The sequence below is a fragment of the Candidatus Kurthia intestinigallinarum genome, assembly GCF_003991225.1.
Lineage (GTDB): Bacteria > Bacillota > Bacilli > Bacillales_A > Planococcaceae > Kurthia > Kurthia populi.
Genome location: NZ_JTFC01000006.1, coordinates 1 through 26,021 on the forward strand (window position 1 = coordinate 1; position 26,021 = coordinate 26,021).

Below are 26,021 nucleotides of genomic sequence, written 5' to 3' on the forward strand. Positions count from 1 at the left end.
GAAAGAACAATCTTTCAATGAACTTACGCTAAGTTCACAACATCCGTGTTGTAACGCGTAAGTACGTACATCCTTGTACGAAAGTCTAGTAATGATGGCAAAGAGGTCACACCTGTTCCCATGCCGAACACAGAAGTTAAGCTCTTTAGCGCCGATGGTAGTTGGGGGTTTCCCCCTGCGAGAGTAGGACGTTGCTAGGCACACCGAAGTACTGACAGAAGTCAGTGCTTTTTTTGTGTTTAAAATATTTTTAAGTGTACTAAAAATTTTTTTCTAAAAAAGATTTAGAAACATTTATTTTTAGAAAATTTTGACTTTCTTCTATTATATATCCAGTTTGTGCGTTTTTTCACATGAGTGTAATTTATCTGAAAATTCTAAAAGTTGCTATTGACAGTAAAAACATCCTCTCGTAATATATTGAGCTATCAACAGAAAACGAAAAATTGGAATGAGGGATGAGCATGAAGGAAGCGTTGAAGAGAGAAGCATTAGCATTGCATGAGCAATACAAAGGGAAGTTGTCAGTTGAGGCAAGTATTCCCGTAAAAGGTATTGAAGAGCTGAGTTTAGTTTATTCACCTGGCGTAGCAGCACCATGTTTAGAAATTCAACAGAATGTAACGAAGGCCTACACGTATACAATGAAAGGTAATCTTGTGGGTGTTGTATCCGATGGTACAGCGGTATTAGGATTAGGAGATATTGGCCCCGAAGCTGCGATGCCGGTGATGGAAGGAAAGGCGCTTCTTTTAAAGCAGTTTGCAGGAATTAATGCCGTACCAATTTGTTTAGATACAAAGGATACGGATGAAATTGTACAAATCGTACGTGCATTGGCACCAACGTTTGGTGCGATTAATCTAGAGGATATTTCAGCTCCGCGTTGCTTTGAAATTGAAGCACGTCTACAGGATTTAGGAATTCCAGTATTCCATGATGACCAACATGGGACGGCAATCGTTGTAGGGGCAGGACTGATTAATGCTCTGAAAATTGTAGGAAAGCAAAAAGAACAAGTTCGTGTTGTAATTAACGGTGCTGGTGCAGCGGGTGTCGCAATTTTAAAGATTTTATTATCTCTTGGTTATCAAGGATCGAATATCGTTGTTTGTGACTCAAAAGGCATTATTTATGAAGGGCGCAAAGAGGGCATGAATTCAGAGAAGGAATATGTGGCGCTTTGGAGTAATACAGCGAATCTAACAGGATCATTAGAAGAGGCAGTTGTGAATACAGATATCTTTATCGGTGTTTCAGCCCCAAATGTGTTAACAGAGAAAATGATTTCGACGATGAATGTGGATCCAATTATCTTTGCTCTGGCAAATCCAGATCCAGAGGTGACCTATGAAAATGCGCTTGCTTGGGGAGCGAAAGTGATTGCGACAGGACGTTCTGATTATCCGAATCAGATTAATAATATGCTTGCATTCCCAGGTATTTTCCGAGGGGCATTGGATGTGCATGCAACCGCTATTACAGAAGAAATGAAACTTGCAACAATTGAAGCCATTGCAAATCTTGTAACGAGTGACCAGTTAGTAGAAGGCACTGTTGTTCCAAATGTTTTTGAAATCGATGTAACGGAAGCTGTAGCACATGCTGTTCGCCATTGTGCGTATGAAACAGGCATTGCCAAGACGAAAATTCCGGTATTTACAAAATAATAAATGGTTTTCGCAAAAAGAGCGTCAGTTATGTGAAACTGACGCTCTTTTAGTTGTTTTTCGGTACAATAAAAGGTAAGGTAATGGCAAAGAGTTATAAGGAAGTGTACAAGCTTGGCAAAGAAAACCGTATGGTATGAAGTAGAAGAAAATGAAACAATTAGCGAATGTTTGGATAGAATGCAGAAAGATGGCTATATGCCTGCAGGACGAAAAGAGGAACCGTTATTTGAAATGATTGACGGGAATCCAGTACCAGTTCGCCAATTGATTAAATTCAAAGGTATTTTGATTGAAAGTGACGAAAAATAGATAAAAAATACGAACGATTGAATTTTTTAAAATTTAATTGTTCGTTTTTTATTGACTTCTTTACGTAGCGTTGTTAGAATGGCAATGAAAACAATATATCCCACATATATGCTAGAGGATTGGCTCTAGTGTCTCTACCCGACACCGTAAATGTTGGACTATGCGGGAAAGCAAGCACTTAGGAATATTGCGCTCGAGTTCACAGAGGGGGACTTGTCGCTTTCGTTGATCCTTGAGTAACTAGCTTTTCCACATATGTGTGTAGAGCTGACGTTATTTGGGGATTTTTTATTTGTCTAAAGGAGCGTATATAACATGAATCCGAAAATTGGTGTCATTATGGGAAGTTCTAGTGATTGGGAAACAATGAAGCATGCGTGTGACATTCTTGATGAGCTAGCAATTCCTTATGAAAAACGAGTAGTATCCGCACATCGTACTCCTGATTTAATGTTTGAGTATGCTGAGAGAGCACGCGAACGTGGTATCGAAGTAATCATTGCAGGTGCAGGTGGTGCAGCGCATTTACCAGGTATGGTTGCTGCGAAAACAACATTACCGGTCATTGGTGTACCGGTTCAATCTCGCGCATTAAACGGTTTAGATTCATTACTTTCAATTGTTCAAATGCCTGGTGGTGTACCGGTAGCAACAGTAGCAATTGGGAAAGCTGGAGCGACAAATGCCGGCTTGCTAGCAGCACAAATTTTATCAACGACAGACAAAGACATCACAGAAAAACTTGAAGCACGTCGTTTAGAAATGAAAGCAAAAGCAATGGAAAGTACAGGTGACCTACAGTGACGGCAACAATCTATCCAGGACAAACAATCGGCATTATCGGTGGAGGTCAGCTAGGTCGTATGATGGCATTAGCTGCAAAGGAAGCAGGATTTAAAATTGCTGTACTTGAACCTTCAATGGATTCTCCATGTGGCCAAGTCGCAGACATCCGCATCGTCGCACCATATGATGATGAGGCGGCACTTGAAGAATTAGCAGAAGTAAGTGATGTGATCACATACGAATTTGAAAACATCGATTACGAAGGATTAAAACGTTTAACTGAAATTGCTTATGTTCCACAAGGTGCAGAGCTTGTACGCACGACACAAGATCGTATTTTAGAGAAGGCTGCAATTACGGAAGCAGGCAGTCCTGTCGCACCGTATATTGTCGCTAATGATTACCAAGAACTTTTAGCGAAAGTCCAAGAAGTTGGGTATCCATGTGTAGTGAAAACAGCGCGTGGTGGCTATGATGGTAAAGGGCAGCAAACATTGAAATCAGCAGCAGATCTTGTTGGAGCAGAAGTATTATTTGAACACTCTGCCTGTGTTGCTGAAGCTTTCGTACCGTTTGTAATGGAAGTATCTGTTATCGTACAGCGTAATCCGCAAGGCGAAACGTATTGCTTACCAATGGGTGAAAATATACATGTCAATCACATCTTACACGAAACGATTGTACCGGCGCGTGTTGAGGCAAAAACACTTCAGCAAGCAGAAGAGGAAGCCATTAAAATTGCGGATGCACTGAACTTAATCGGTACACTAGCAGTTGAAATGTTCGTGCTAGAAGATGGCTCGATTGTCATTAACGAATTAGCGCCACGTCCTCATAACTCAGGGCATTATTCAATTGAAGCTTGCAACATTTCACAGTTCCATCAACATATTCGCGCGGTATGTGGCTGGCCACTTCGTAAGCCGAAGTTACATGCACCATCGATTATGGTCAATGTGTTAGGTCAACATGTCGTACCGGTGATTAATTCGATTGGGAAGTATCCTGATTGGTCGATTCATTTATACGGAAAATCAGAAGCAAAGAACAATCGTAAAATGGGACATGTTACAATAATGACGGATGATATTAATCATACCTTAGAGGAAATTAATCAATCTGCTATTTGGGCAGAATAAAAGGGAGAACATTATACAATGATCGCACGTTATACTCGTCCTGAAATGGGCGCCATTTGGACAGAACAAAACCGTTATCAAGCATGGCTTGAAGTTGAAATCTTAGCTTGTGAAGCATGGTCAGAGCTAGGCGTTATTCCTAAAGAAGACGTTCAAAAATTACGTGAGAATGCTTCATTCGATATCGAACGTATTTTAGAAATCGAAAAAGAAACACGTCATGACGTTGTAGCATTCACTCGTGCCGTTTCTGAAACATTAGGCGACGAACGTAAATGGGTACACTACGGCTTAACTTCTACAGACGTAGTTGATACAGCTCTTTCTTATCAAATTAAACAAGCAAATGAAATTATCCGTAAAGACATCCAAAACTTCATCGACATCATTGCTGCTAAAGCAAAAGAGCATAAGATGACTGTTTGTATGGGCCGTACACACGGTGTTCATGCAGAGCCAACAACTTTCGGTTTAAAACTAGCTTTATGGCATGAAGAAATGCTTCGTAACCAAGCGCGCTTTGAAGCGGCTGCTAAAACAATCGAAGCTGGTAAAATTTCAGGTGCGGTAGGTACATACGCAAATATCGATCCGTTCGTTGAAAAATTCGTATGTGAAAAATTAGGCCTAACAGCAGCGCCAATTTCTACACAAACACTTCAACGTGATCGTCATGCTGAATACTTCTCAGTGTTAGCATTAATCGCAACATCAATTGAAAAATTCGCTACGGAGGTTCGTGGTTTACAAAAATCAGAAACTCGTGAAGTAGAAGAAGGCTTCGCTAAAGGTCAAAAAGGCTCTTCAGCAATGCCTCATAAACGTAACCCAATCGGTTCTGAAAACATGGTAGGGATGGCTCGCCTAGTACGCGGTCACATGCTTACTGCTTACGAAAATGTTCCATTATGGCATGAGCGCGATATCTCTCACTCTTCAGCAGAGCGCGTAATCATTCCAGATACAACAATTGCAATCAACTACATGTTAAACCGTTTCGGTAACATCGTGAAAAACTTAACTGTGTTCCCAGAAAATATGAAACGCAATATGACACGTACATTCGGTCTAATCTACTCTCAACGTGTATTATTAGCACTTATCGAAAAAGGTCTTTCTCGTGAAGAAGCTTACGATACAGTACAACCGCTTACTGCACGTTCTTGGGATGAGCAAATTCAGTTCCGTCCATTAGTAGAAGAAAACGAAAAAATCTCTTCTCTACTTTCTGCAGAAGAAATTGACGATTGCTTCGATTATAATTACCACCTAAAAAATGTGGATATGATTTTCGATCGTCTTGGTCTTAACGATTAATACTTGCTTTAATAATGTCAGCACACAGTGAGTGCGCTGACATTCTATTTTCAAAATTTTGATTATTCAATAAATTATTATCCTACGGGGGAATTCAAAGTGGAAAAAGGTCAACTTTTATACGAAGGTAAAGCAAAACGATTATATGCAACAGATACAGAAGACGTTTTATACGTTGAGTACAAAGATAGCGCAACAGCATTTAACGGTGAAAAGAAAGCCGAAATTGCTGGTAAGGGCGTACTAAACAATAGCATTACATCATTGATTTTCGACAAATTAAAAGCAGCTGGCATTGAGTCTCACTTTATCGAGAAACTAAACGATAATGATCAATTAGTTAAAAAAGTCGACATTATTCCAATTGAAGTTGTAGTCCGTAACATTGTAGCGGGTAGCCTGTCAAAACGTTTAGGCATCGAAGAGGGTACCGTCCTTCCTCGCACCATTGTCGAATACTACTACAAAGATGATGATTTAGGTGACCCAATCATCAACAACGAGCATATTGATATTTTAGGCATCGCATCAGAAGAAGAAGTTCAAGCCTTATATGAAAAAGCACAACAAGTGAATGATGTCATGGCCCCATTCTTCAAGGAAATCGGCGTAACATTAGTCGACTTCAAATTAGAGTTTGGTCGTGATGCACAAGGTAACGTATTATTAGCAGATGAAATTTCACCTGACACTTGCCGTCTTTGGGATACGGAAACGAATCAGCATTTAGATAAAGATGTATTCCGCCGTGGTTTAGGTGACTTAACAGAGGTTTATAAAATTATTCTTTCTCGTCTAGGAGGACAAGCTTAACATGAAAAAGGTCAAAGTATACGTAACATTACGCGAAAGTGTTTTAGATCCACAAGGCTCAGCAGTAATGGGCTCACTACACAACATGGGGTACGATGAAGTACAAGATGTACGCATCGGTAAATTCTTAGAATTACAGCTTGCTGACGTAGAACGCGATGTTGATACTGCAGTCAAAGAAATGTGTGAAAAATTACTAACGAATACAGTCATCGAAGACTACCGTTACGAAGTCGAGGAGGCTAACTAACATGAAATTCGCAGTACTCGTATTCCCTGGGTCGAACTGTGATTTAGACATGTATCACGCAATCAAGGACGAACTTGGCGAAGAAGCAGAATATGTTTGGCATGACGAAACAGATTTAAGCGCATATGATGGCATTTTAGTACCAGGTGGTTTCTCTTACGGTGACTACTTACGCTGCGGCGCAATGGCGAACCAATCAAATGTTATGAAAGAAGTAAAAAAAGCCGCTGAAGCTGGTAAGCCAGTACTAGGCGTTTGTAACGGATTCCAAATCTTAACGGAAGCGGGTCTTTTACCAGGTGCACTTCTACGTAACCGCGACTTGAAATTCATCTGCAAAACAGTGGAACTCAAAGTAGAAAATAACCATACATTATTTACAAATGGTTATAATAGCGATGAAGTTATCTCTATTCCAATCGCTCACGGTGAAGGAAATTACTACTGTGACGACGCCACATTAAAACAATTACAAGACAATAATCAAATTGTCTTCACGTATAATGGTGAAAACCCAAATGGTAGTTTAGAAAACATCGCAGGTATCGTCAACGAACGCGGCAATGTGCTTGGTATGATGCCTCACCCAGAGCGCGCAGTAGACGAGCTTATCGGCGGTGCAGATGGTCTTAATTTATTCAAATCAATTGTAAAACAGTGGAGGGAATCAAATGTCAACTAAGCTTGAGCCAACAGCGGAGCAAATCAAAGAACAACAAATGTATGCAGATTTAGGTATGAGCGACAGCGAGTTTGCCCTTGTTGAAGAGATTTTAGGACGCTTACCAAACTGGACAGAACTTGGTCTGTTTTCAGTAATGTGGTCAGAACACTGCTCTTACAAAAACTCTAAGCCGGTTCTTCGTAAATTCCCAACGGAAGGTCCACAAGTATTACAAGGTCCTGGTGAAGGTGCCGGAATCGTTGATATCGGTGATAACCAAGCGGTTGTATTCAAAATGGAATCGCATAATCACCCATCAGCAATCGAGCCTTACCAAGGTGCTGCAACAGGCGTCGGCGGTATTATCCGTGACGTATTCTCAATGGGTGCACGCCCTGTTGCGATGTTAAACTCATTACGCTTTGGTGAACTAGACGCATCCAAACGTGTGAAATATTTATTTGAAGAGGTCGTTGCTGGTATCGCAGGCTATGGGAACTGTATCGGGATTCCAACAGTAGGTGGCGAAATTCAATTCGACCCTTGCTACGAAGGAAATCCATTAGTTAATGCGATGTGTGTCGGCTTAATCGACCATGATGATATTCAAAAAGGTATCGCAGCGGGTGTTGGCAATACGGTAATGTACGTAGGTGCTAAAACAGGTCGTGACGGTATCCACGGTGCGACATTTGCATCGGAAGAACTAACAGAAACATCAGACGAAAATCGCCCAGCTGTTCAAGTGGGTGACCCATTCATGGAAAAACTGCTATTAGAAGCTTGTCTTGAATTAGTTAAGTTTGATAGCTTAGTTGGGATTCAAGATATGGGTGCCGCTGGTCTAACATCATCTGCATCAGAAATGGCATCAAAAGCCGGCTCTGGTATCGAAATGAATTTAGACTTAGTGCCTCAACGTGAAACAGGTATGACAGCATATGAAATGATGCTATCAGAATCGCAAGAGCGTATGCTTGTTGTCGTGAAAAAGGGTGAAGAGCAACCAATCGTTGATCTATTCGCAAAATACGGTCTTGATGCAGTATCTGTTGGTGTCGTAACAGATGATAAACAATTCCGCTTATTACATCATGGTGAGGTTGTAGCAGATGTTCCAGTTGATGCATTAGCAGAGGATGCACCTGTTTACCACAAACCATCAGCTGTTCCAGCTTACTACGAGGAATTCCAACAAATGAAAAATGAGGAACCTCAAGTAGCAGATTATAAAGAAACATTACTAGCATTATTACAACAACCAACAATCGCTTCAAAAGAGTGGGTTTATGGTCAATATGATCATCAAGTACGTACATCAACTGTTGTGGCTCCTGGTAGTGATGCAGCCGTTATTCGTGTACGTGGTACAAATAAAGGATTAGCGATGACAACAGACTGTAACTCTCGCTATATTTATTTAGACCCTGAAGTGGGCGGTAAAATCGCTGTAGCAGAAGCAGCACGTAATATTATCGCATCAGGTGGTCAGCCACTTGCTATTACAGACTGCTTAAACTTCGGTAATCCAGAGAAGCCTGAAATCTTCTGGCAAATCGAAAAATCAGCAGACGGGATCTCAGATGCTTGTCGCGCATTAAACGCACCAGTTATCGGTGGGAATGTATCTCTTTACAACGAACGTAGTTCAGAAGCAATCTACCCAACACCAACAATTGGTATGGTTGGTTTAGTAGAGGACCTTGCACATGTAACAACACAAGAAGCGAAGCAAGCGGGCGATGTTGTATACGTTATCGGTGAAACAGCAACGGAATTCGGTGGCTCAGAGCTTCAAAAATTAACAAATGATGGTAAAGTATTTGGCTTAGCACCTGCGATTGATTTAGATGTAGAACATGCACATCAACAATCATTATTACAAGCAATCAAAGCGGGCGTTGTTCAATCTGCACATGATGTAGCAGAGGGCGGTTTAGCAGTAGCGTTTGCTGAAACAGTATTCGGTACACAACTTGGTGCAGAAGTAGAACTTACAGGCTCTGCAACGACTGCTTTATTCGCTGAATCACAATCACGCTTTGTTGTAACAGTTGCACAAGAAAAAGCAGCACGATTTGAAGAAATCGTTCCTGCTGCAAATAAAGTGGGGATCATTACGCCAAATGCTGATCTTGTGATTAAAGGAACAGATGGAACAACTTATGTAGAGGGCGCCGTAGCAGAATTCCATGACGCTTGGAGAGGAGCTATCACATGCTTGCTGAACTCAGAGGCTTAAACGAAGAATGTGGTGTGTTTGGTATTTGGAATAATCCAGATCCGGCACAATTAAGTTATTATGGGCTCCATGCTTTACAACATCGTGGGCAAGAGGGCGCTGGTATTGTCGTATCAGACCGTGAACGCTTACGTGCTGTAAAGGGTGAAGGGTTAGTTAACGATGTTTTTGACGAAGAAAAATTACGCGCTGTTGAAGGTACTGCTGCCATTGCACATGTTCGCTATGCGACAGCTGGTGGCAATGGTATCGAAAATGTTCAACCGTTATTATTCCACTCTTCGACAGGTAGCTTGTCGATTGCTCATAACGGGAACTTAGTAAACGCGAATCGTTTAAAAAAGCATCTTGAGCGTCAAGGAAGCATTTTCCATTCTAGTTCGGATACAGAAGTTGTCGCGCATTTAATTAAGCGCTCAACATTACTACCATTTAAAGAAAAAGTGAAAAGTGCATTGAATTTATTAATCGGTGCCTATTCATTTTTAGTGATGACAAAGGACGAAATGATTGTGGCACGTGACCCGCAAGGCTTACGTCCACTAGCATTAGGCAAGCTAGGTGAAGGCTATGTTGTCGCATCTGAAACATGCGCCTTTGATTTAATCGGTGCATCGTATGTGCGTGATGTCGAGCCGGGTGAATTATTAGTCATTAATGATGACGGTATTAAGTCGGAGCGCTTTGCAGTCGAAACGAATCGTGCGATGTGTGCGATGGAATATGTCTACTTAGCACGTCCGGACTCAGATATTGATGGCATTAACGTGCATATGGCGCGTAAACGTATGGGGCGTCAATTAGCACGTGAATGTGCACATATCGAAGCGGATGTTGTAACAGGTGTTCCGGACTCAAGTATTTCCGCAGCGATTGGTTTTGCTGAAGAAAGTGGTCTGCCATATGAGCTAGGTTTAATTAAAAACCGCTATGTTGGTCGTACATTTATTCAACCAACACAGGAGCTACGCGAACGCGGTGTAAAAATGAAACTATCACCCGTTGTGCAAGTTGTTAAAGGCAAACGTGTCGTCATGGTCGATGACTCCATCGTACGTGGCACAACGTCTCGTCGTATTGTAACGATGTTAAAAGAAGCCGGCGCAGCAGAAGTACATGTTGTGATCAGTTCACCGCCGATGTCGAATCCTTGCTACTACGGCATTGACACTTCATCAAGTGAGGAATTAATTGCTTCGACAAAAACAGTTGAAGAAATTCGCGACACAATTGGTGCGGATTCCTTAACATTTTTATCTCCTGAGGGCATGATTGAAGCGACAGAGCGTCCATTTGATGAACAAAATCGTGGCCTATGTCTTGCTTGCTTCACAGGTGAATATCCAACACAAATCTTTGCAGATACCGTACTACCACACGAAAAAGAGTTACAAAACTAAGGAGGAACTTATTGTGTCAAAAGCATATGAACAAGCTGGCGTAAATATCGAAGCTGGTTATGAAGCAGTACAACGTATGAAATCACATGTAGCCCGCACAGAACGTAAAGGCATTATGGGAATATTTGGGGGATTCGGAGGTATGTTTGATTTATCTTCGTTAAACTTAAAAGAACCTGTCTTAATTTCAGGTACTGACGGTGTTGGTACGAAATTAAAGCTCGCATTTATGGTCGATAAACATGACACAATTGGTGTAGACGCTGTGGCGATGTGCGTCAATGACATCGTTGCACAAGGTGCAGAGCCTCTTTATTTCTTAGACTATGTAGCGGTAGGTAAGGCAGTTCCTGCAAAAATCGAACAAATCGTTAAAGGTGTAGCCGATGGTTGTGTACAATCGGGTGCTGCATTAATCGGTGGTGAAACGGCTGAGATGCCAGGTCTATACGATGAGGATGAGTATGATTTAGCTGGTTTTGCAGTAGGTGCTTGTGAGAAGAAGGATATTGTAACAGGTGAGCGTATTGCTGAAGGTGATGTCTTAGTTGGGCTTGCATCAAGCGGTGTTCATTCAAACGGTTATTCATTAGTGCGTAAAATTGTTTTTGCGGATAAAGGCTATACACCGGAGCAAATCGTAGAAGGCTACGAAGATCTTGGTCCAATTGGTGAAGCATTATTAACACCAACGAAAATTTACGCGAAACCGGTTCTTGATATGTTAAAAGAGGCGGATGTGCATGGTATGGCACACGTAACAGGTGGCGGCTTCTATGAAAATCTTCCACGTATGATGCCAGAAGGTCTTGCGACAGAAGTAGAGCTTGGTTCATGGCCTGTGTTACCGATTTTTGATTTCTTAGCGGAGCAAGGCGAGCTAAAACAAAAAGATTTGTTCAACGTATTTAATATGGGGATTGGCTATGTGTTAGCAGTTCCTGCAGCGGACGTTGAAAAAGTAATTGCTGTAGCAGCGCGTCATGGCGAAAAAGCATACAAAATCGGTCAAGTGGTTGCAGGCGAAGGCGTTGTCTTCAAAGGCGAGCATGATGGGAGTCTTGCGTAATGAAGAGCATCGCAGTTTTTGCATCAGGTAGCGGCTCAAACTTTCAGGCGATTCAAGAGGGGATTGAGCGTGGTGACATCGATGCGACGATTAAGGTCGTTGTGACAGATAAGCCAGGTGCCTACGTGACAGAGCGAGCAGCAGCGAAAAATATCCCTGTATTAGCACTTAGTCCAAAAGCATATGACTCAAAGGAAGCGTATGAGCAGGCGATTTTAGCCGAGCTTCGTAAAAATGAAGTGGAGTTTTTAGTGCTAGCTGGCTATATGCGTCTGATTGGCGCTACATTACTTGAAGCCTATCCTAATCATATTATTAATATTCATCCATCACTTCTTCCTTCATTCCCAGGGAAAGATGCGATCGGGCAGGCGCTAGCACATGGTGTCAAAATCACTGGTGTGACCGTGCACTATGTAGATGCAGGAATGGATACAGGACGCATCATTATGCAGCGTGCCGTTGATGTAGTAGAAGGCAACCGCGAGGAAACGGAAGCGGCGATTCATGCGATTGAGCATCAATTATATCCAGAAGTGTTAAAATATTTGTTCAATTCTAGTGAAAATCGTGTAAGATAGAATTATCAAAAATTTATTATATTAGTAGAGTAAAGTGTTTGTGCGTACAGGCACTTTATGATGCTAAATTGCTGTACATAATCTAAGGAGGAACTTATTGTGACGAAAAGAGCATTAATCAGTGTTTCTGATAAAACAGGCATTTTAGAATTTGCGAAGGAATTAGAAACATTAGGCTATGAAATTTTATCAACTGGTGGTACAAAAAAACATTTACAAGAAAATGGTGTAGCAGTAACGGCTGTCGACGAAGTAACAAACTTCCCAGAAATTCTTGGCGGTCGTGTAAAAACACTGAACCCATTAATCCATGGCGGTCTTCTTGCAAAATTTGATGACCCAGAACACCAAGCACAAATGGACGAACATGGCATCGCGCCAATCGAAATCGTTTGTGTAAATCTTTATCCATTCGTTGAAACGATTTCAAAACCAAACGTAGAATTTGCTGATGCAATCGAAAATATCGATATCGGTGGTCCTACAATGCTACGCTCAGCAGCGAAAAACCAAAAATATGTGTCTGTAATCGTTGATGCAACAGATTATCCGGCAGTATTAGCGGAATTAAAAGCAGACGGTCAAACAACACTTGAAACACGCCGTCGTTTAGCTGCAAAAGTATTCCGTCACACAGCGGCTTACGATTCATACATCTCAAACTACCTAACAGACTACGTAGGCGAAGAGTTCCCAGATCAATTAACACTAACATACGAATTAAAACAAACATTACGCTACGGTGAAAATCCTCACCAAAAAGCGGCATTCTATCAAAAACGTCTAGCTTCTGATTTCTCAGTAGCATATGCGGAGCAATTGCATGGTAAAGAACTTTCTTATAACAATATTCAAGATGCCAATGCAGCACTTCAAATTGTAAAAGAATTTACACAACCAGCAGCAGTTGCTGTGAAACATATGAACCCGTGTGGCGTAGGTGTAGGTGAAACAATTGCGGAAGCATTCAACGAAGCATACGAAGCAGATTCAACATCAATCTTCGGTGGTATTGTCGCGCTTAACCGTGAAGTGGATGCACAAACAGCTGAAAAACTTGCGGGTATTTTCTTAGAAATTATCATTGCCCCTTCATTCTCACAAGAAGCGATTGAAAAGCTAACAGTGAAGAAAAACATTCGCTTACTAACTATTTCATTCGACCAAAATACAAAAGACAAATTCAACACAGTATCTGTTGAAGGTGGCTTACTAGTACAAGAGCCAGACCGTAACGGCTTTGACGAAGCAGATATTCAAGTAGTGACAGACCGCGAACCAACAGAAGCAGAATGGGCAGCACTAAAACTGGGCTGGTCTGTTGTGAAGCATGTGAAATCAAATGCAATCGTTGTAACTGACGATAAAATGACATTAGGTGTAGGTGCTGGTCAAATGAACCGCGTAGGCTCTGCGAAAATTGCTTTAGAGCAAGCAGGCGAAAAAGCAAAAGGTGCTGCATTAGCATCGGATGCATTCTTCCCAATGCCTGACACAGTAGAAGAAGCGATTAAAGCAGGCATTACAGCGATTATCCACCCAGGTGGTTCAAAACGTGATCAAGATTCAATCGACGTAGCAAACGCCGCAGGTATCACAATGGTAACGACTGGCGTACGTCACTTTAAACACTAGAATTTACGGTATGACACAACTGAGAGGCTAGGATACACTTACTAATCTAAGGAAGGTGTTCCGGCCTCTTTTTTAAATCAAAGGAGGAAATGACACGTGAAAGTTCTTGTAATCGGAAGCGGTGGCCGCGAGCATGCCATTGCAAAACAATTTAATGATTCACCATCAGTTGAGGAAGTATTTGTAGCACCAGGGAATGATGGAATGAAAAATGATGCAACAGTTGTTGGTATTGCACAAAATGATTTCAAAGCATTGATTGAGTTTGTGAAGGCAAATGATGTGGCGCTAACATTTGTTGGTCCAGAACAACCACTTGCAGAAGGAATTGTGGACGCATTTACAGCAGAGGACTTACGTATTTTTGGTCCAACACAGGCAGCCGCACAAATCGAGGGCTCTAAATCCTTTGCAAAGGAATTAATGGAAAAATACGATATCCCAACAGCCGCTTATGCGACATTTACGGATGCAGAGGAAGCAGCGTTATATATTCAAAAACAGGGCGCGCCAATCGTCGTAAAAGCGGATGGTCTTGCGGCTGGTAAGGGCGTTATTGTAGCGATGACAGAACGTGAAGCTATTGAAGCGGTACGTGATATGATTGGCAATCAACGCTTTGGTGAATCTTCATCACGTGTCGTAATCGAAGAATTTTTAGACGGTGAAGAATTCTCATATATGTCCTTTGTACATGATGGACAGATTTATCCGATGGTGATTGCGCAGGATCATAAACGTGCGTATGACGGCGATAAAGGGCCAAATACAGGCGGTATGGGGGCTTATTCACCCGTACCTCAAATCTCTGATGAAGTCGTAAAACGTGCGTATGATGAAATTGTCGTACCGACTGTTGCGGCAATGGAACAAGAAGGAAAATCCTTTACCGGTATTTTATATGCGGGCTTAATTTTAACAGAGGACGGACCAAAAGTAATCGAGTTTAACGCACGCTTTGGTGATCCTGAAACACAGGTTGTGCTACCGCGTATGGCCTCTGATTTTGGTGAATTTATGATGGCACTGCTTGATAAAAAACCGTTTGATTTACAATGGTCGGATAAGGCAATGCTAGGTGTCGTTATTGCATCTGAGGGTTATCCGGGTACAGTGGAAAAAGGGAATGCACTACCAGATTTGACAGCATTAGCAGCGAAGTATCCAGTATTTCATGCGGGTACGAAGCAAGAAGGCGAACAATTTGTTGGGAATGGTGGACGTGTTCTTTTAGTGGCTGCACAGGCAGATAGTTTAAAAGAAGCACAGGCAGAAGTGTATGCAGCGATTCAGGACATACAGTGGCCGAACTTCTTCTATCGTCATGATATTGGTTGGCGAACATTTCAGTAATGTAAATATTTAAGCTATCCGAGTACTAGGGATAGCTTTTTTTTATGCATATATGGCATAATTATACCTATTAATGATAACGCTTACATTAACTTACTTATTTTGTGAACACCTTGTTAACGAATGAGTGAAGGCATGTTTAATTTATAGGCCATATGATACGATACACCATATGATGTCTAAAAAGTATGAATCGAACATAATCTATGCACAAAAATAATAAAGAAAGAGGTGGGAGAAATGCTTGAGCCAACTTGGAAACTACAGGATTTACATCAACAGGCAGACGTATTGGACGGTAAAAAAGGGCCGTCAATACTCTTAATGAATGCACGCTATTTACATAGCACACTAAAACAATGGGTACAGGGGAATATTTGGATTGAGGGAGAGCGCATTGTTTACGCGGGTCCAGATATGCCAAAAAATCTAGAGGGTACAGAAGTGGTAGAGATGTCAGGGAAAACACTTGTACCGGGCTATATCGAACCACATGTTCATCCATTCCAGCTATACAATGCCGTCACATTTGCAGACTTTGCAGCGCAAACAGGAACGACAACGATGCTTTGTGATAACTTAACGTTTTATTTGAATATGAAAAATGATACAGCATTTCACCTGCTGGATGAATTGAAAAAATTACCGTTTACGTTTTATTGGTGGGTACGCTTAGATTCCCAAACACAAATGATTCGTGAGCATAACTTATTCTCAGGGCATGCACTTAAAGAATGGGGGAAGCGACCAGATGTATTAATGGCGGGAGAACTGACGTCATGGCCGCGTTTAGTAGACGGGGATGACCAGCTACTTTACTGGCTACAACTTGCGAGCACATACGGTAAAAAAATCGAGGGGCATTTACCGGGTGCTTCTGAAAAAACATTAGCGAAAATGAAATTGTTTGGCATTGATGGGGACCATGAATCGATGACATTTGATGAAGTGAAGCGTCGTTTATTGCATGGTTATGATGTGACATTACGTTATTCATCGATTCGCCCGGACTTACCAGACATTTTACGCGATATGGTGGCAGAGCAATGGACAGCTTATGACCACTTAATGCTAACAACAGATGGTTCGATGCCTCACTTCCATGTAGATGGATTAATGGACAAATGTATTCGCGTCGCACTTGAAGCGGGTGTACCGCCGATTGAAGCGTACCAAATGGCATCTTACAATACAGCACGCTATTATAATCTTGATAAATACCAGGGCTTTATCGCGACGGGCCGCTTAGCAAATATCAATGTGTTAGAGGATGAATTCCATCCAACGCCCGTCAGTGTATTATCAAAGGGTCAGTGGTTAAAGCGTGATAATAAACAGGTGCGTTCACTGAATGATTTCTCACTCAAAGACTATCATCAGCCATTGACGCTTGATTTTGATCTGACCGAGGATGATTTCCAGTTCTCGATGCCATTTGGAATTGAGATGGTTAATGATGTCATTACGAAGCCCTACAGCATTAACTTACATGTGAATGAAGGGGACCTTGAAAAAGGTCATGATGAATGTTTCCTTGTGCTCGTTGACCGCTATGGTAAATGGCGTGTTAATACGATGTTAAAAGGTTTTGCGACGCATTTAGATGGCTTTGCTTCAAGCTATTCAATTACGGGCGATATTATTTTAATCGGGAAAAATACAACATCGATGATGCGCGCGTTCCGTGAAGTCCGTACTATGCAAGGCGGTATCGTTGTTGTAGAAGGCAATGAAGTTATTGAAAAAATGGAGCTGAAACTCGATGGTATTATGTCAGATAAGTCAATGGATGACCTCATCGTTGAGGAAGCACGTATCGTGAATGCCGTAAAAGAACGTGGCTATAAACATGGGGATTTAATCTATACTTTATTGTTCCTACAGGCGACGCATTTACCGTATATTCGCATTACACAGCGCGGCATTTTTGACGTTATGAAAAAACAGGTACTATTCCCTTCAGTTATGCGCTAACTTTCCCTTTCACACGTTGAAGTGCGACACTTTCACAGGTGAAAGTAATTTTACTTTTCTCTCACACTTTAACGTGCTAAAATAAAGAGGAATTATAGTAAAAATCTTGCCCGGACTGTGGGAGGAGGATTCTTATGCAAATTGAGAAAATTCGTGGTCATCAAACAGAACAACTTTTTAAAGCCATTTTAGAATTAAAAGATATTGAAGAATGCTATCAATTTTTTGATGACTTATGCACAATTAGTGAAATTCAATCACTATCACAACGTTTTGAAGTAGCTCATTTACTACGTTTGAAAAAAACATACGAAGCGATTAAAAATGAAACTGGCGCATCTACTGCGACAATTTCACGCGTACGTCGCTGCTTCGATTATGGAAATGATACGTATGATGAAATGTTGGGTCGTCTTTATCCAGACGAAAAAAGCTACGCAGAAGCAACACGAAAATAGACACAAGAAAAGGCCTGTCCTACACATTTACAAAAGTAGGATGAGGCCTTTTTCTATTCGCAGTAAGACGTTAGACAAGGTATACTAAGAGAATAGAAAATTGATAAAGGTGGAGAACGATGGAATTTCAACAGTGGAAGCATGTCTTCAAGCTAGATCCTGCAAAGGACATCGATGACGAGGCACTAGAGAGGCTATGTGAGTCAGGGACAGACGCTATTTTAGTTGGCGGTACGGATAACATTACAATCGATGGTGTACTCGACTTATTAGCTCGTGTGCGCCGTTTTTCTGTGCCAGTCGTATTAGAGGTTTCAGATTTAGAATCAATTACACCTGGCTATGACTTCTATTTCATTCCAACGGTCTTAAATAGTACAAATACGACGTTTGTGAAAGATTTACATCATGCTGCGATTAAAGAATACGGCATGTTTATGAACTGGGATGAAATTGTTGCAGAAGGCTACTGTGTATTAAATCCTGACTGTAAAGTGGCGAAGTTAACAGAAGCCAAGACAGATTTAGAGGATGAAGATGTTGTAGCGTATGCACAAATGGCAGAGGAGTTATTTCATTTGCCGATTTTCTACATGGAATATAGCGGCACATATGGCGACCCGGATCTTGTCTATGAAGTGAGTCGTGTGCTAACGAAGACGAAGTTAGTTTATGGCGGTGGCATTACATCGGTTGAGCAGGCGAAGGCAATGGCTAGTTATGCAGATATCGTCGTTGTAGGAAATGTAATTTATGATGACTTGAAAACCGCATTGAAAACAGTGAAAGCTGTTCAGGAAATGTGTTAAAATAAGAACAAATGTTTGTAAAGGATGGTGCAAAATGGACCAACTAACGAAAAATTTATTGAACGGTATGAATAAAGAACAAGCACAGGCAGTCCAAGCAACGGAAGGACCCCTGCTAATTATGGCAGGTGCCGGTTCTGGTAAAACACGCGTGCTAACACATCGTATTGCGTATTTAGTAATTGAAAAAATGGTGAATCCATGGAATATTTTAGCGATTACCTTTACGAATAAAGCGGCACGTGAAATGCGTGAACGTATTGATGGTCTACTAGGTAATGGTACAGGTCAGCAAATGTGGGTGTCTACATTCCACTCGATGTGTGTGCGTATTTTACGTCGCGATATCGACCGGATTGGCTTTAGTAAAAACTTCACGATTTTAGATACGACAGACCAATTAACAGTTATCAAAAATGTATTAAAAGAACAAAATATTGACCCAAAACAATATGACCCGCGCATGCTATTAAATGCGATTAGTTCTTCAAAAAATGAATGCATTTCGCATCGTGAGTATAAGGCAGCGGCAAGTGAAAATAATCCACATGAAAAAACGGTTGCCAATGTCTATGAAGGTTATCAACGTCGATTAGAGAAAAACCAAAGTCTTGATTTCGATGATTTAATTATGATGACCATTCGTTTATTTGAAGAAGTACCAGAAGTATTAGCGTTTTATCAAGATAAATTCCAGTATATTCACGTTGATGAATATCAAGATACGAACCACTCGCAGTACAAGCTCGTAAAAATGATGGCGTCTAAATTCCAAAACATTTGTGTTGTAGGGGATTCAGATCAATCAATTTACCGCTGGCGTGGTGCGGATATTACGAATATTTTATCGTTTGAAAAAGATTATCCAACAGCTAAAACAATTATGTTAGAGCAAAACTATCGTTCGACCAAAACGATTTTAGCGGCGGCCAATAGCGTTATTAAAAATAACTCAAGTCGTTTTCCAAAAGAATTACGTACGGAAAATGAGGAAGGCGCAAAAATTACATTAAATCGTTCATACGATGAAAAAGCCGAAGCACAATTTGTCGTGAAAACGATTCAAGAGGCGATGCGTGATGGCTATAACGCGGATGATTTTGCAATTCTTTACCGTACAAATGCACAGTCACGTGTAATGGAAGAAATGCTTGTGAAATCAAATATGACGTACACAATCGTTGGCGGCACGAAGTTCTATGACCGTAAAGAGATTAAAGATTTATTAGCTTACTTACGATTGATTGCGAATAATGATGATGACCTAGCACTTGCGCGTATCATCAATGAACCGAAGCGTAGTATTGGAGCGACGTCATTTGAGCGCATGATGCAGTTTGCATTTGAGCAGGATCGTTCGATTTTTGATGCACTACGTGAAGTTGATTTTATGGGGTTATCAATGCGTGCTACAAATTCAGCAGTAGGTTTCCGTGCGATGATTGAGCGTTTTACACAAATGCAAGATTATATGTCGGTAACGGAACTTGTAGAGGAAGTGCTTGATAAATCAGGCTACCGCGAAATGTTAAAAGCGGAAAAAACCATTGAAGCGGAAAGCCGATTAGAAAATATTGAAGAGTTTTTATCTGTAACGAAAGCGTTCGAGGAAAGCAGTGATGACAAAACATTGATTGCCTTCCTAACGGATTTAGCGCTTGTCGCAGATATTGACCAGCTTGGCAAAGAGGAAGAAGAGCAAAAAACAGGTGGCGTTGTATTAATGACAATGCACTCTGCAAAGGGTCTTGAATTCCCAATCGTCTTTATTATCGGTATGGAGGAAAATATCTTCCCGCACTCACGTTCATTAATGGACAATGATGAAATGGAAGAAGAGCGACGTCTTGCTTATGTAGGAATTACGCGTGCAGAGAAACAGCTCTATTTAAGCTGTGCGCAAATGCGTACGCTGTATGGTCGCTCAAGTTTCAATACACCTTCTCGTTTCTTAAATGAAATTGATTCGGATTTAATTGAAGAAACGATGACAAAACGTTCATCGCAAAGTGGGGCATATAGTGCGCCTCGTCGTCAGTCAGGCTATCGTCAGTCAACAGGCCAAACACGCGGGAAAGCATTAGCGTCGAAATCAGCATTAAAAGATACAGGCGGTAGTAAGGTAGCTTGGCAAGTGGGGGACAAAGCAGCTCATGGTAAATGGGGTGTCGGTACGGTCGTATCCCTTCGCGGTGAGGGCGATGGTATGGAACTTGATATTGCGTTCCCAGCACCAACAGGTATCAAACGTCTGATGGCTAAATTTGCGCCAATTACGAAGCAATAAGGAGGAATTCATGTGGAAAAAGTACAGCTAGAGCAACGCGCGGCTGAATTAAATAAAGTATTAACACAATACGGTCACGAATATTATGATTTGGATGCGCCAACTGTTCCGGATGCAATTTATGATCAATTAATGAAGGAACTCATCGAGATTGAAGAGGAATATCCAGATTTACGTTTTCCAGACTCTCCAACGCAACGTGTCGGTGGGCAAACATTAACAGCGTTTGAAAAAGTCACACATGACCATCCGATGCTAAGCCTTGGTGATACATTTAGCGAGGAAGATGTACGTGCCTTTGATGAGCGTGTACGCCAAAATATCGGTGATAACTTCCGCTACGTCTGTGAGCTCAAAATTGATGGTTTAGCGATTTCATTAAAATATGTCGATGGCGTTTTCGTACAAGGCGCTACACGCGGAAACGGGACAATCGGTGAAAATATTACCGAAAACTTAAAAACCGTTCGTTCCGTACCACTTCGTTTAACGAAACCTGTAACGCTTGAGGCGCGCGGTGAGTGCTACATGCCGAAACGTTCATTTAATAATTTAAATAAAGAGCGTGCCGAGCGCGAAGAAAACTTATTCGCCAACCCACGTAATGCGGCGGCTGGCTCGTTACGTCAGCTAGATCCTAAAATCGCAGCAAGCCGTAATCTCTCAACATTTATGTATGCACTTGGTACAAATGGCGAGGAGTTTGGTCTTACATGTCATAGTGATGCACTTGATTTCTTAGAAGAATTAGGTTTCCGTTCAAATCACGAGCGCCGTATTTGTACATCATTAGATGAGGTATTTGCATATATCGAGGAATGGACGGAGAAACGTCCGACATTGCCATATGAAATCGATGGTATCGTAATTAAGGTTGATGACTATGACCAACAACAAGAGCTTGGCAACACTGTAAAAGTTCCTCGCTGGTCGATTGCGTACAAATTCCCAGCAGAAGAAGTTGTCACGAAGGTACTCGATATCGATTTAACGGTTGGTCGTACAGGGGTTGTAACACCAACAGCTGTTCTTGAGCCTGTGCTTGTTGCAGGGACGACAGTACAACGTGCATCACTGCATAATGAAGATATTATTCGCGAAAAAGATATTCGCATTGGAGACCATGTGATTATCCGCAAAGCGGGCGACATTATTCCAGAGGTGAAGCAGGTACTCTTTGACCAACGTGCAGAGGATGCGGCACCATACGCGATGCCGACACACTGTCCGGCATGTGATAGCGAGCTTGTGCGCCTTGAAGATGAAGTAGCACTGCGCTGTGTGAACCCACAATGCTTCGCACAAATTGCAGAGGGCTTAGCGCATTTTGTATCACGTAATGCGATGAATATTGATGGCTGTGGTGAGAAAGTGGTCGCACAACTTTTACGTGAAGGCTTAGTGAAGGATGTTTCGGATTTATATCATTTAAAGATGGACGAACTAATTCAGCTAGAGCGTATGGGTGAAAAATCTGCGACAAAATTAATCGATGCAGTGGAAGCATCGAAAGCAAATTCACTAGAGCATTTATTGTTTGGGTTAGGCATCCGCCATGTCGGCTCAAAGGCAGCGAAAATTTTAGCAGCGCATTTTGAAACGATGGATGCACTAATGGCTGCGACAGAGGAACAGCTAACAGAAGTATTTGAAATTGGTGAAAAAATGGCATCCTCTCTTGTGACATATTTTGCGAATGAAGAGGTGCAAGAATTGCTATCACGTTTACGCGATGCAGGGATCAATATGTCGTATACTGGCAAAAAAGTAGATACATCTGAAACCGATAGCAACTTTAACGGCAAAACAATCGTCCTAACAGGGAAACTTGAACGATTGACACGTTCCGAAGCAAAGGCGAAAATAGAAGCATTAGGTGGAAATGTAACAGGGAGCGTCAGCAAAAAGACAGATCTGGTCATTGCTGGTGCGGAAGCTGGCTCAAAACTCGACAAGGCCGAAAAATTAGGCATTGTCGTATGGGACGAAGAACGCCTAATCGAAGAATTATCAGAGTAAAGGAGATCGCATACTATGAAACGACATCTTCGCTGGATTCCGGCGATGGTTGCGACTGCCTTATTAGCAGGTTGTAGTCTACCTTCGTTTAACAAAAACTCCGAAGTAACAACGACTGAAACAACTTCTAAAAGTTCAGAATCAACAATCATTCCGAGCATGCAAATTGATGACCAATATTACCGTACGCTACTACCATATAAAGAGAGTGCGTCACGTGGATTAATCGTATCAAATATTTATTCTCGCTACGATATTCAGGAAGCGGAAACCGGTTTAATGCGTTTATCATTAAACCAATTCCCGACGGATAAATATTACTTCCAAGAAGGCCAATATTTAGATGCAAAAACAATGAAGAGCTGGCTTTCTCGCAGCAATGTAGACAAATTAGGCTTAAACCCAAGTAATAAAGGAATGAATCCTGAAGAAAGCGCCACAAAAGCTCCTATTTATGTAGCGCATGTAATCGAACAAAATTATTTAACAAAAACTGGCGACAAAAAAGTGAAACTAGGCGGTATTTCAATTGGTCTAGCTATGAACTCCGTTTACTATTATCAAAAAGAAGCGTACGGTGCGACATATGAGGAAGCAATTCCACAAGCACAACTTTTAGAGAATGGTAAAAAAATCGCACAAAAAATGGTGAAGCGTCTACGTAGTATGGACGGCTTAGGGAATGTGCCGATTACAGTTGGTTTATATAAACAATTGAGCCATAAAGACATTGTGCCAGGCACTTATTTTGCAACTGCCACAGCTGGGGAAGGTTCGTCCTCTCTTCAAAAATGGGAAACCGTTGATGAGGAGTATGTGCGTTTCCCAACGGATAGCACAGATGACAAGTACAGCGAAACAAATGACAACTTTAATACATTTAAAGATGACATTGATACGTACTTTACAAACAACACCAATGTAATTGGTCGTGGCTTCTTCAAAGATGGCAAAATCCAACGTTTATCAATTGAGATTCCAGTTAAATTTAATGGTACAGGGGAAATGATTGGCTTCGTACAATATGTTTCAAGCGCTGTATCATCACAATTTAAAAAAGATTTACAAGTAGAAATTAGTATCACATCGTCCAATAAACCAGAAGCGCTCGTTGTAAAAGATTCTGGCGAAGCTGAGCCATATGTGCATATTTACAATGACTAGCTTGTAACATGACAATGAGAATTGCGCGAAGGCGTGATTCTTATTTTTTTTTGGAAATGACTAGACAACTTTTCATTAAACTGCAACAATCGTTTTTGAAAAGAATGATTTTTTTCAGACAATTCATTGTATAATTTGATAGTGTCGTTTAAAGTGCATTCCTGCCTAATTGGCATAAAAAAGCTTTAAACCCTTTATTTACAAGGATTGGCCGACACTTTAGTGAATTAGAGTGTCTTGATTAAACAATCATAGAAATGATATTATTATCGGTATGGTTATCGAATTTGGAGGTGTACAACATGGCAAAACTTTCAGTAGAGGAAGTAAAACACGTAGCGAAATTAGCTCGTCTTGCGATTACGGACGAAGAGGCAGAAAAGTTTGCGACGCAATTAGGCGCAATCACTGACTTTGCGAACGAATTACAAGAATTAGATACAACAGACGTCGTACCAACTACGCACGTTCTACCAGTTCACAACGTATTCCGCGAAGATATTCCTGCTAAAGGTCTTGATCGCGATTTAATGATGAAAAACGTTAAAGAACAACAAGATGGTTTAGTTAAAGTACCACCAATCATCGCTCAATAATTTTACAAGGAGGCACAATGATGTCATTGTTTGATAAAACATCAGCTGAATTACAACAAGCTCTTTTAAATAAAGAGATTACAATCGCTGATTTAACAAAAGAAGCATATGCACGCATCGACGCTTTAGACGGCGAAGTAGGCGCATTTTTAGCTTTAAACAAAGAAGCTGCAGAACAAGAAGCTGCAGAAAAAGATCAAGTACCATTTGAAGAACGTGGACCACTATTTGGTTTGCCTATCGGTGTGAAAGATAATATCGTAACTGAAGGCATTGAAACAACATGTGCTTCAAAAATCTTAGAAGGCTTCAACCCAATCTACAGCGCAACAGTTGTGGAAAAACTACGTGAAGCAGGCATGGTTACAGTTGGTAAAGTAAACATGGATGAATTTGCGATGGGTTCTGCCAACGAAAACTCAGCAATCAAAAAAGTTCATAACCCTTGGGACTTTGACCGTGCTCCTGGTGGTTCTTCAGGTGGTTCTGCAGCAGCAGTAGCAGCTGGCGAAGTACCATTCACATTAGGTTCTGATACAGGTGGTTCTATTCGTCAACCAGCAGCATTCTGTGGTGTAGTCGGTATGAAACCAACATATGGCCGCGTATCTCGTTACGGTTTAGTAGCATTCGCGTCTTCATTAGACCAAATCGGACCAATCACACGCAACGTACGCGACAACGCTTTATTACTTGAAGCAATCGCTGGCGTGGATGAGCACGATTCAACTTCAGCAAACGTAGAAGTACCAAGCTATGTTGACCAATTAACTGGTGACATCAAAGGTCTTAAAGTTGCTGTACCTCAAGAATACTTAGCAGAAGGTGTATCAGAAGGCGTGAAAGCACAAGTTCTTGCTGCAATTGAAAAATTAAAAGAACTTGGCGCAACAGTTGATACTGTGTCACTTCCACACTCTAAATATGCATTAGCTGCTTACTATATCATTTCTTCTTCTGAAGCATCATCTAACCTTTCTCGTTTTGACGGTATCCGTTACGGTTTCCGTGCTGAAGCAGATAACTTAGAAGATTTATACCTACAAACGCGTGCACAAGGCTTTGGTGATGAAGTAAAACGTCGTATCATGCTTGGTACGTATTCATTATCAGCTGGTACGTATGATGCTTACTACAAAAAAGCACAACAAGTTCGTACATTAATCAAACAAGATTTCGATAAAGTATTCGAAGAGTATGATGTAATCGTTGGACCAACAACACCAACAACTGCATTCAAACTAGGCGAAAACTTAGACGATCCAATGACTGTCTATGCAAACGATATCTTAACTGTTCCTATTAACTTAGCTGGCGTACCTGCTATCTCAATCCCTTGTGGTTTCGATAACAACATGCCTGTAGGTTTACAAATCATCGGTAAATACTTCGAAGAAGGCACAATTTACCGCGTAGCAGATGCGTTCGAGAAAGCTACTGACTTCCACAACGCAAAACCTCAAACTTGGGAGGTAAAATAACA

General features: G+C 41.3%; 22 protein-coding genes, 1 rRNA gene and 1 riboswitch. All 23 genes read left to right on the forward strand.

Features of this window, described 5'->3' with window-relative positions; translation table 11 throughout:
• The first annotated feature begins 84 nt into the window (after positions 1-84).
• Positions 85-200: ribosomal RNA gene (rrf, locus tag QI30_RS01185) — 5S ribosomal RNA — on the forward strand.
• Positions 201-464: 264 nt separating this feature from the next.
• On the forward strand, positions 465-1,670 hold the full coding sequence (locus QI30_RS01190) for an NAD(P)-dependent malic enzyme (RefSeq protein WP_126989124.1): 1,206 nt from the start codon (positions 465-467) through the stop codon (positions 1,668-1,670).
• A gap of 114 nt (positions 1,671-1,784) precedes the next feature.
• A complete protein-coding gene (locus QI30_RS01195; protein ID WP_126989125.1) occupies positions 1,785-1,982 on the forward strand; it encodes an NETI motif-containing protein in 198 nt (65 codons plus the stop codon).
• An 82-nt stretch (positions 1,983-2,064) separates the two neighbouring features.
• Positions 2,065-2,163, forward strand: a riboswitch (purine riboswitch).
• 134 nt (positions 2,164-2,297) lie between these two features.
• Positions 2,298-2,786 (forward strand): 5-(carboxyamino)imidazole ribonucleotide mutase, encoded by a 489-nt coding sequence (gene purE / locus QI30_RS01200; RefSeq protein ID WP_126989126.1) that lies wholly within the window; start codon positions 2,298-2,300, stop codon positions 2,784-2,786.
• A complete protein-coding gene (purK, locus tag QI30_RS01205) occupies positions 2,783-3,907 on the forward strand; it encodes a 5-(carboxyamino)imidazole ribonucleotide synthase (protein WP_126989127.1) in 1,125 nt (374 codons plus the stop codon). Before purE ends, purK begins: the two co-directional genes overlap by 4 nt.
• 18 nt (positions 3,908-3,925) lie before the next feature.
• Positions 3,926-5,224, forward strand: a complete 1,299-nt coding sequence (gene purB / locus QI30_RS01210; protein WP_126989128.1) for an adenylosuccinate lyase — start codon at positions 3,926-3,928, stop codon at positions 5,222-5,224.
• A 99-nt stretch (positions 5,225-5,323) separates the two neighbouring features.
• A complete protein-coding gene (gene purC, locus QI30_RS01215) occupies positions 5,324-6,037 on the forward strand; it encodes a phosphoribosylaminoimidazolesuccinocarboxamide synthase (RefSeq protein WP_126989129.1) in 714 nt (237 codons plus the stop codon).
• 1 nt (position 6,038) lies between these two features.
• Positions 6,039-6,287, forward strand: coding sequence for a phosphoribosylformylglycinamidine synthase subunit PurS (gene purS, locus QI30_RS01220; protein ID WP_126989130.1), 249 nt, complete (start codon positions 6,039-6,041; stop codon positions 6,285-6,287).
• 1 nt (position 6,288) lies between these two features.
• Complete coding sequence (gene purQ, locus QI30_RS01225) at positions 6,289-6,969, forward strand: phosphoribosylformylglycinamidine synthase subunit PurQ (protein WP_126989131.1); 681 nt, start codon at positions 6,289-6,291, stop codon at positions 6,967-6,969.
• A complete protein-coding gene (gene purL, locus QI30_RS01230; RefSeq protein WP_126989132.1) occupies positions 6,959-9,193 on the forward strand; it encodes a phosphoribosylformylglycinamidine synthase subunit PurL in 2,235 nt (744 codons plus the stop codon). The genes purQ and purL overlap by 11 nt, the downstream gene beginning before the upstream one ends.
• Complete coding sequence (purF, locus tag QI30_RS01235) at positions 9,169-10,593, forward strand: amidophosphoribosyltransferase (protein WP_126989133.1); 1,425 nt, start codon at positions 9,169-9,171, stop codon at positions 10,591-10,593. The genes purL and purF overlap by 25 nt, the downstream gene beginning before the upstream one ends.
• 13 nt (positions 10,594-10,606) lie before the next feature.
• Entirely contained in the window at positions 10,607-11,662 is a 1,056-nt protein-coding gene (purM, locus tag QI30_RS01240) for a phosphoribosylformylglycinamidine cyclo-ligase (RefSeq protein WP_126989134.1), read from the forward strand.
• Positions 11,662-12,243, forward strand: a complete 582-nt coding sequence (purN, locus tag QI30_RS01245) for a phosphoribosylglycinamide formyltransferase (RefSeq protein WP_126989135.1) — start codon at positions 11,662-11,664, stop codon at positions 12,241-12,243. The genes purM and purN overlap by 1 nt, the downstream gene beginning before the upstream one ends.
• 99 nt (positions 12,244-12,342) lie before the next feature.
• Positions 12,343-13,878, forward strand: coding sequence for a bifunctional phosphoribosylaminoimidazolecarboxamide formyltransferase/IMP cyclohydrolase (gene purH, locus QI30_RS01250; protein ID WP_126989136.1), 1,536 nt, complete (start codon positions 12,343-12,345; stop codon positions 13,876-13,878).
• Positions 13,879-13,974: 96 nt separating this feature from the next.
• Positions 13,975-15,231, forward strand: coding sequence for a phosphoribosylamine--glycine ligase (gene purD / locus QI30_RS01255; RefSeq protein ID WP_126989137.1), 1,257 nt, complete (start codon positions 13,975-13,977; stop codon positions 15,229-15,231).
• Positions 15,232-15,471: 240 nt separating this feature from the next.
• Complete coding sequence (locus QI30_RS01260; protein WP_126989138.1) at positions 15,472-17,205, forward strand: adenine deaminase C-terminal domain-containing protein; 1,734 nt, start codon at positions 15,472-15,474, stop codon at positions 17,203-17,205.
• Positions 17,206-17,339: 134 nt separating this feature from the next.
• Complete coding sequence (locus tag QI30_RS01265) at positions 17,340-17,663, forward strand: YerC/YecD family TrpR-related protein (RefSeq protein WP_126989139.1); 324 nt, start codon at positions 17,340-17,342, stop codon at positions 17,661-17,663.
• A 119-nt stretch (positions 17,664-17,782) separates the two neighbouring features.
• Positions 17,783-18,472, forward strand: coding sequence for a heptaprenylglyceryl phosphate synthase (locus tag QI30_RS01270; protein ID WP_126989140.1), 690 nt, complete (start codon positions 17,783-17,785; stop codon positions 18,470-18,472).
• A 34-nt stretch (positions 18,473-18,506) separates the two neighbouring features.
• The gene (gene pcrA, locus QI30_RS01275) at positions 18,507-20,759 is read left to right on the forward strand and encodes a DNA helicase PcrA (protein ID WP_126989141.1); all 2,253 of its coding nucleotides are present in this window, start codon (positions 18,507-18,509) and stop codon (positions 20,757-20,759) included.
• Between the two features lie 12 nt (positions 20,760-20,771).
• Positions 20,772-22,778 (forward strand): NAD-dependent DNA ligase LigA, encoded by a 2,007-nt coding sequence (gene ligA, locus QI30_RS01280; RefSeq protein WP_126989142.1) that lies wholly within the window; start codon positions 20,772-20,774, stop codon positions 22,776-22,778.
• 15 nt (positions 22,779-22,793) lie between these two features.
• A complete protein-coding gene (locus tag QI30_RS01285; protein WP_126989143.1) occupies positions 22,794-23,942 on the forward strand; it encodes a CamS family sex pheromone protein in 1,149 nt (382 codons plus the stop codon).
• Between the two features lie 302 nt (positions 23,943-24,244).
• The gene (gene gatC / locus QI30_RS01290; RefSeq protein WP_029500785.1) at positions 24,245-24,538 is read left to right on the forward strand and encodes an Asp-tRNA(Asn)/Glu-tRNA(Gln) amidotransferase subunit GatC; all 294 of its coding nucleotides are present in this window, start codon (positions 24,245-24,247) and stop codon (positions 24,536-24,538) included.
• A 20-nt stretch (positions 24,539-24,558) separates the two neighbouring features.
• A complete protein-coding gene (gene gatA, locus QI30_RS01295; protein WP_126989144.1) occupies positions 24,559-26,019 on the forward strand; it encodes an Asp-tRNA(Asn)/Glu-tRNA(Gln) amidotransferase subunit GatA in 1,461 nt (486 codons plus the stop codon).
• Positions 26,020-26,021: the final 2 nt, after the last annotated feature.

Excerpts from the sequence above, each read along its gene's own strand:
- gatC (WP_029500785.1), top strand. The coding sequence starts at position 24,245 with ATGGCAAAACTTTCAGTAGAGGAAGTAAAACACGTAGCGAAATTAGCT.
- QI30_RS01260 (WP_126989138.1), top strand. The coding sequence starts at position 15,472 with ATGCTTGAGCCAACTTGGAAACTACAGGATTTACATCAACAGGCAGAC.
- purB (WP_126989128.1), top strand. The coding sequence starts at position 3,926 with ATGATCGCACGTTATACTCGTCCTGAAATGGGCGCCATTTGGACAGAA.
- purE (WP_126989126.1), top strand. The coding sequence starts at position 2,298 with ATGAATCCGAAAATTGGTGTCATTATGGGAAGTTCTAGTGATTGGGAA.
- QI30_RS01190 (WP_126989124.1), top strand. The coding sequence starts at position 465 with ATGAAGGAAGCGTTGAAGAGAGAAGCATTAGCATTGCATGAGCAATAC.
- purF (WP_126989133.1), top strand. The coding sequence starts at position 9,169 with ATGCTTGCTGAACTCAGAGGCTTAAACGAAGAATGTGGTGTGTTTGGT.
- QI30_RS01285 (WP_126989143.1), top strand. The coding sequence starts at position 22,794 with ATGAAACGACATCTTCGCTGGATTCCGGCGATGGTTGCGACTGCCTTA.
- pcrA (WP_126989141.1), top strand. The coding sequence starts at position 18,507 with ATGGACCAACTAACGAAAAATTTATTGAACGGTATGAATAAAGAACAA.
- gatA (WP_126989144.1), top strand. The coding sequence starts at position 24,559 with ATGTCATTGTTTGATAAAACATCAGCTGAATTACAACAAGCTCTTTTA.
- purN (WP_126989135.1), top strand. The coding sequence starts at position 11,662 with ATGAAGAGCATCGCAGTTTTTGCATCAGGTAGCGGCTCAAACTTTCAG.
- QI30_RS01265 (WP_126989139.1), top strand. The coding sequence starts at position 17,340 with ATGCAAATTGAGAAAATTCGTGGTCATCAAACAGAACAACTTTTTAAA.
- purS (WP_126989130.1), top strand. The coding sequence starts at position 6,039 with ATGAAAAAGGTCAAAGTATACGTAACATTACGCGAAAGTGTTTTAGAT.
- QI30_RS01270 (WP_126989140.1), top strand. The coding sequence starts at position 17,783 with ATGGAATTTCAACAGTGGAAGCATGTCTTCAAGCTAGATCCTGCAAAG.
- purQ (WP_126989131.1), top strand. The coding sequence starts at position 6,289 with ATGAAATTCGCAGTACTCGTATTCCCTGGGTCGAACTGTGATTTAGAC.
- purL (WP_126989132.1), top strand. The coding sequence starts at position 6,959 with ATGTCAACTAAGCTTGAGCCAACAGCGGAGCAAATCAAAGAACAACAA.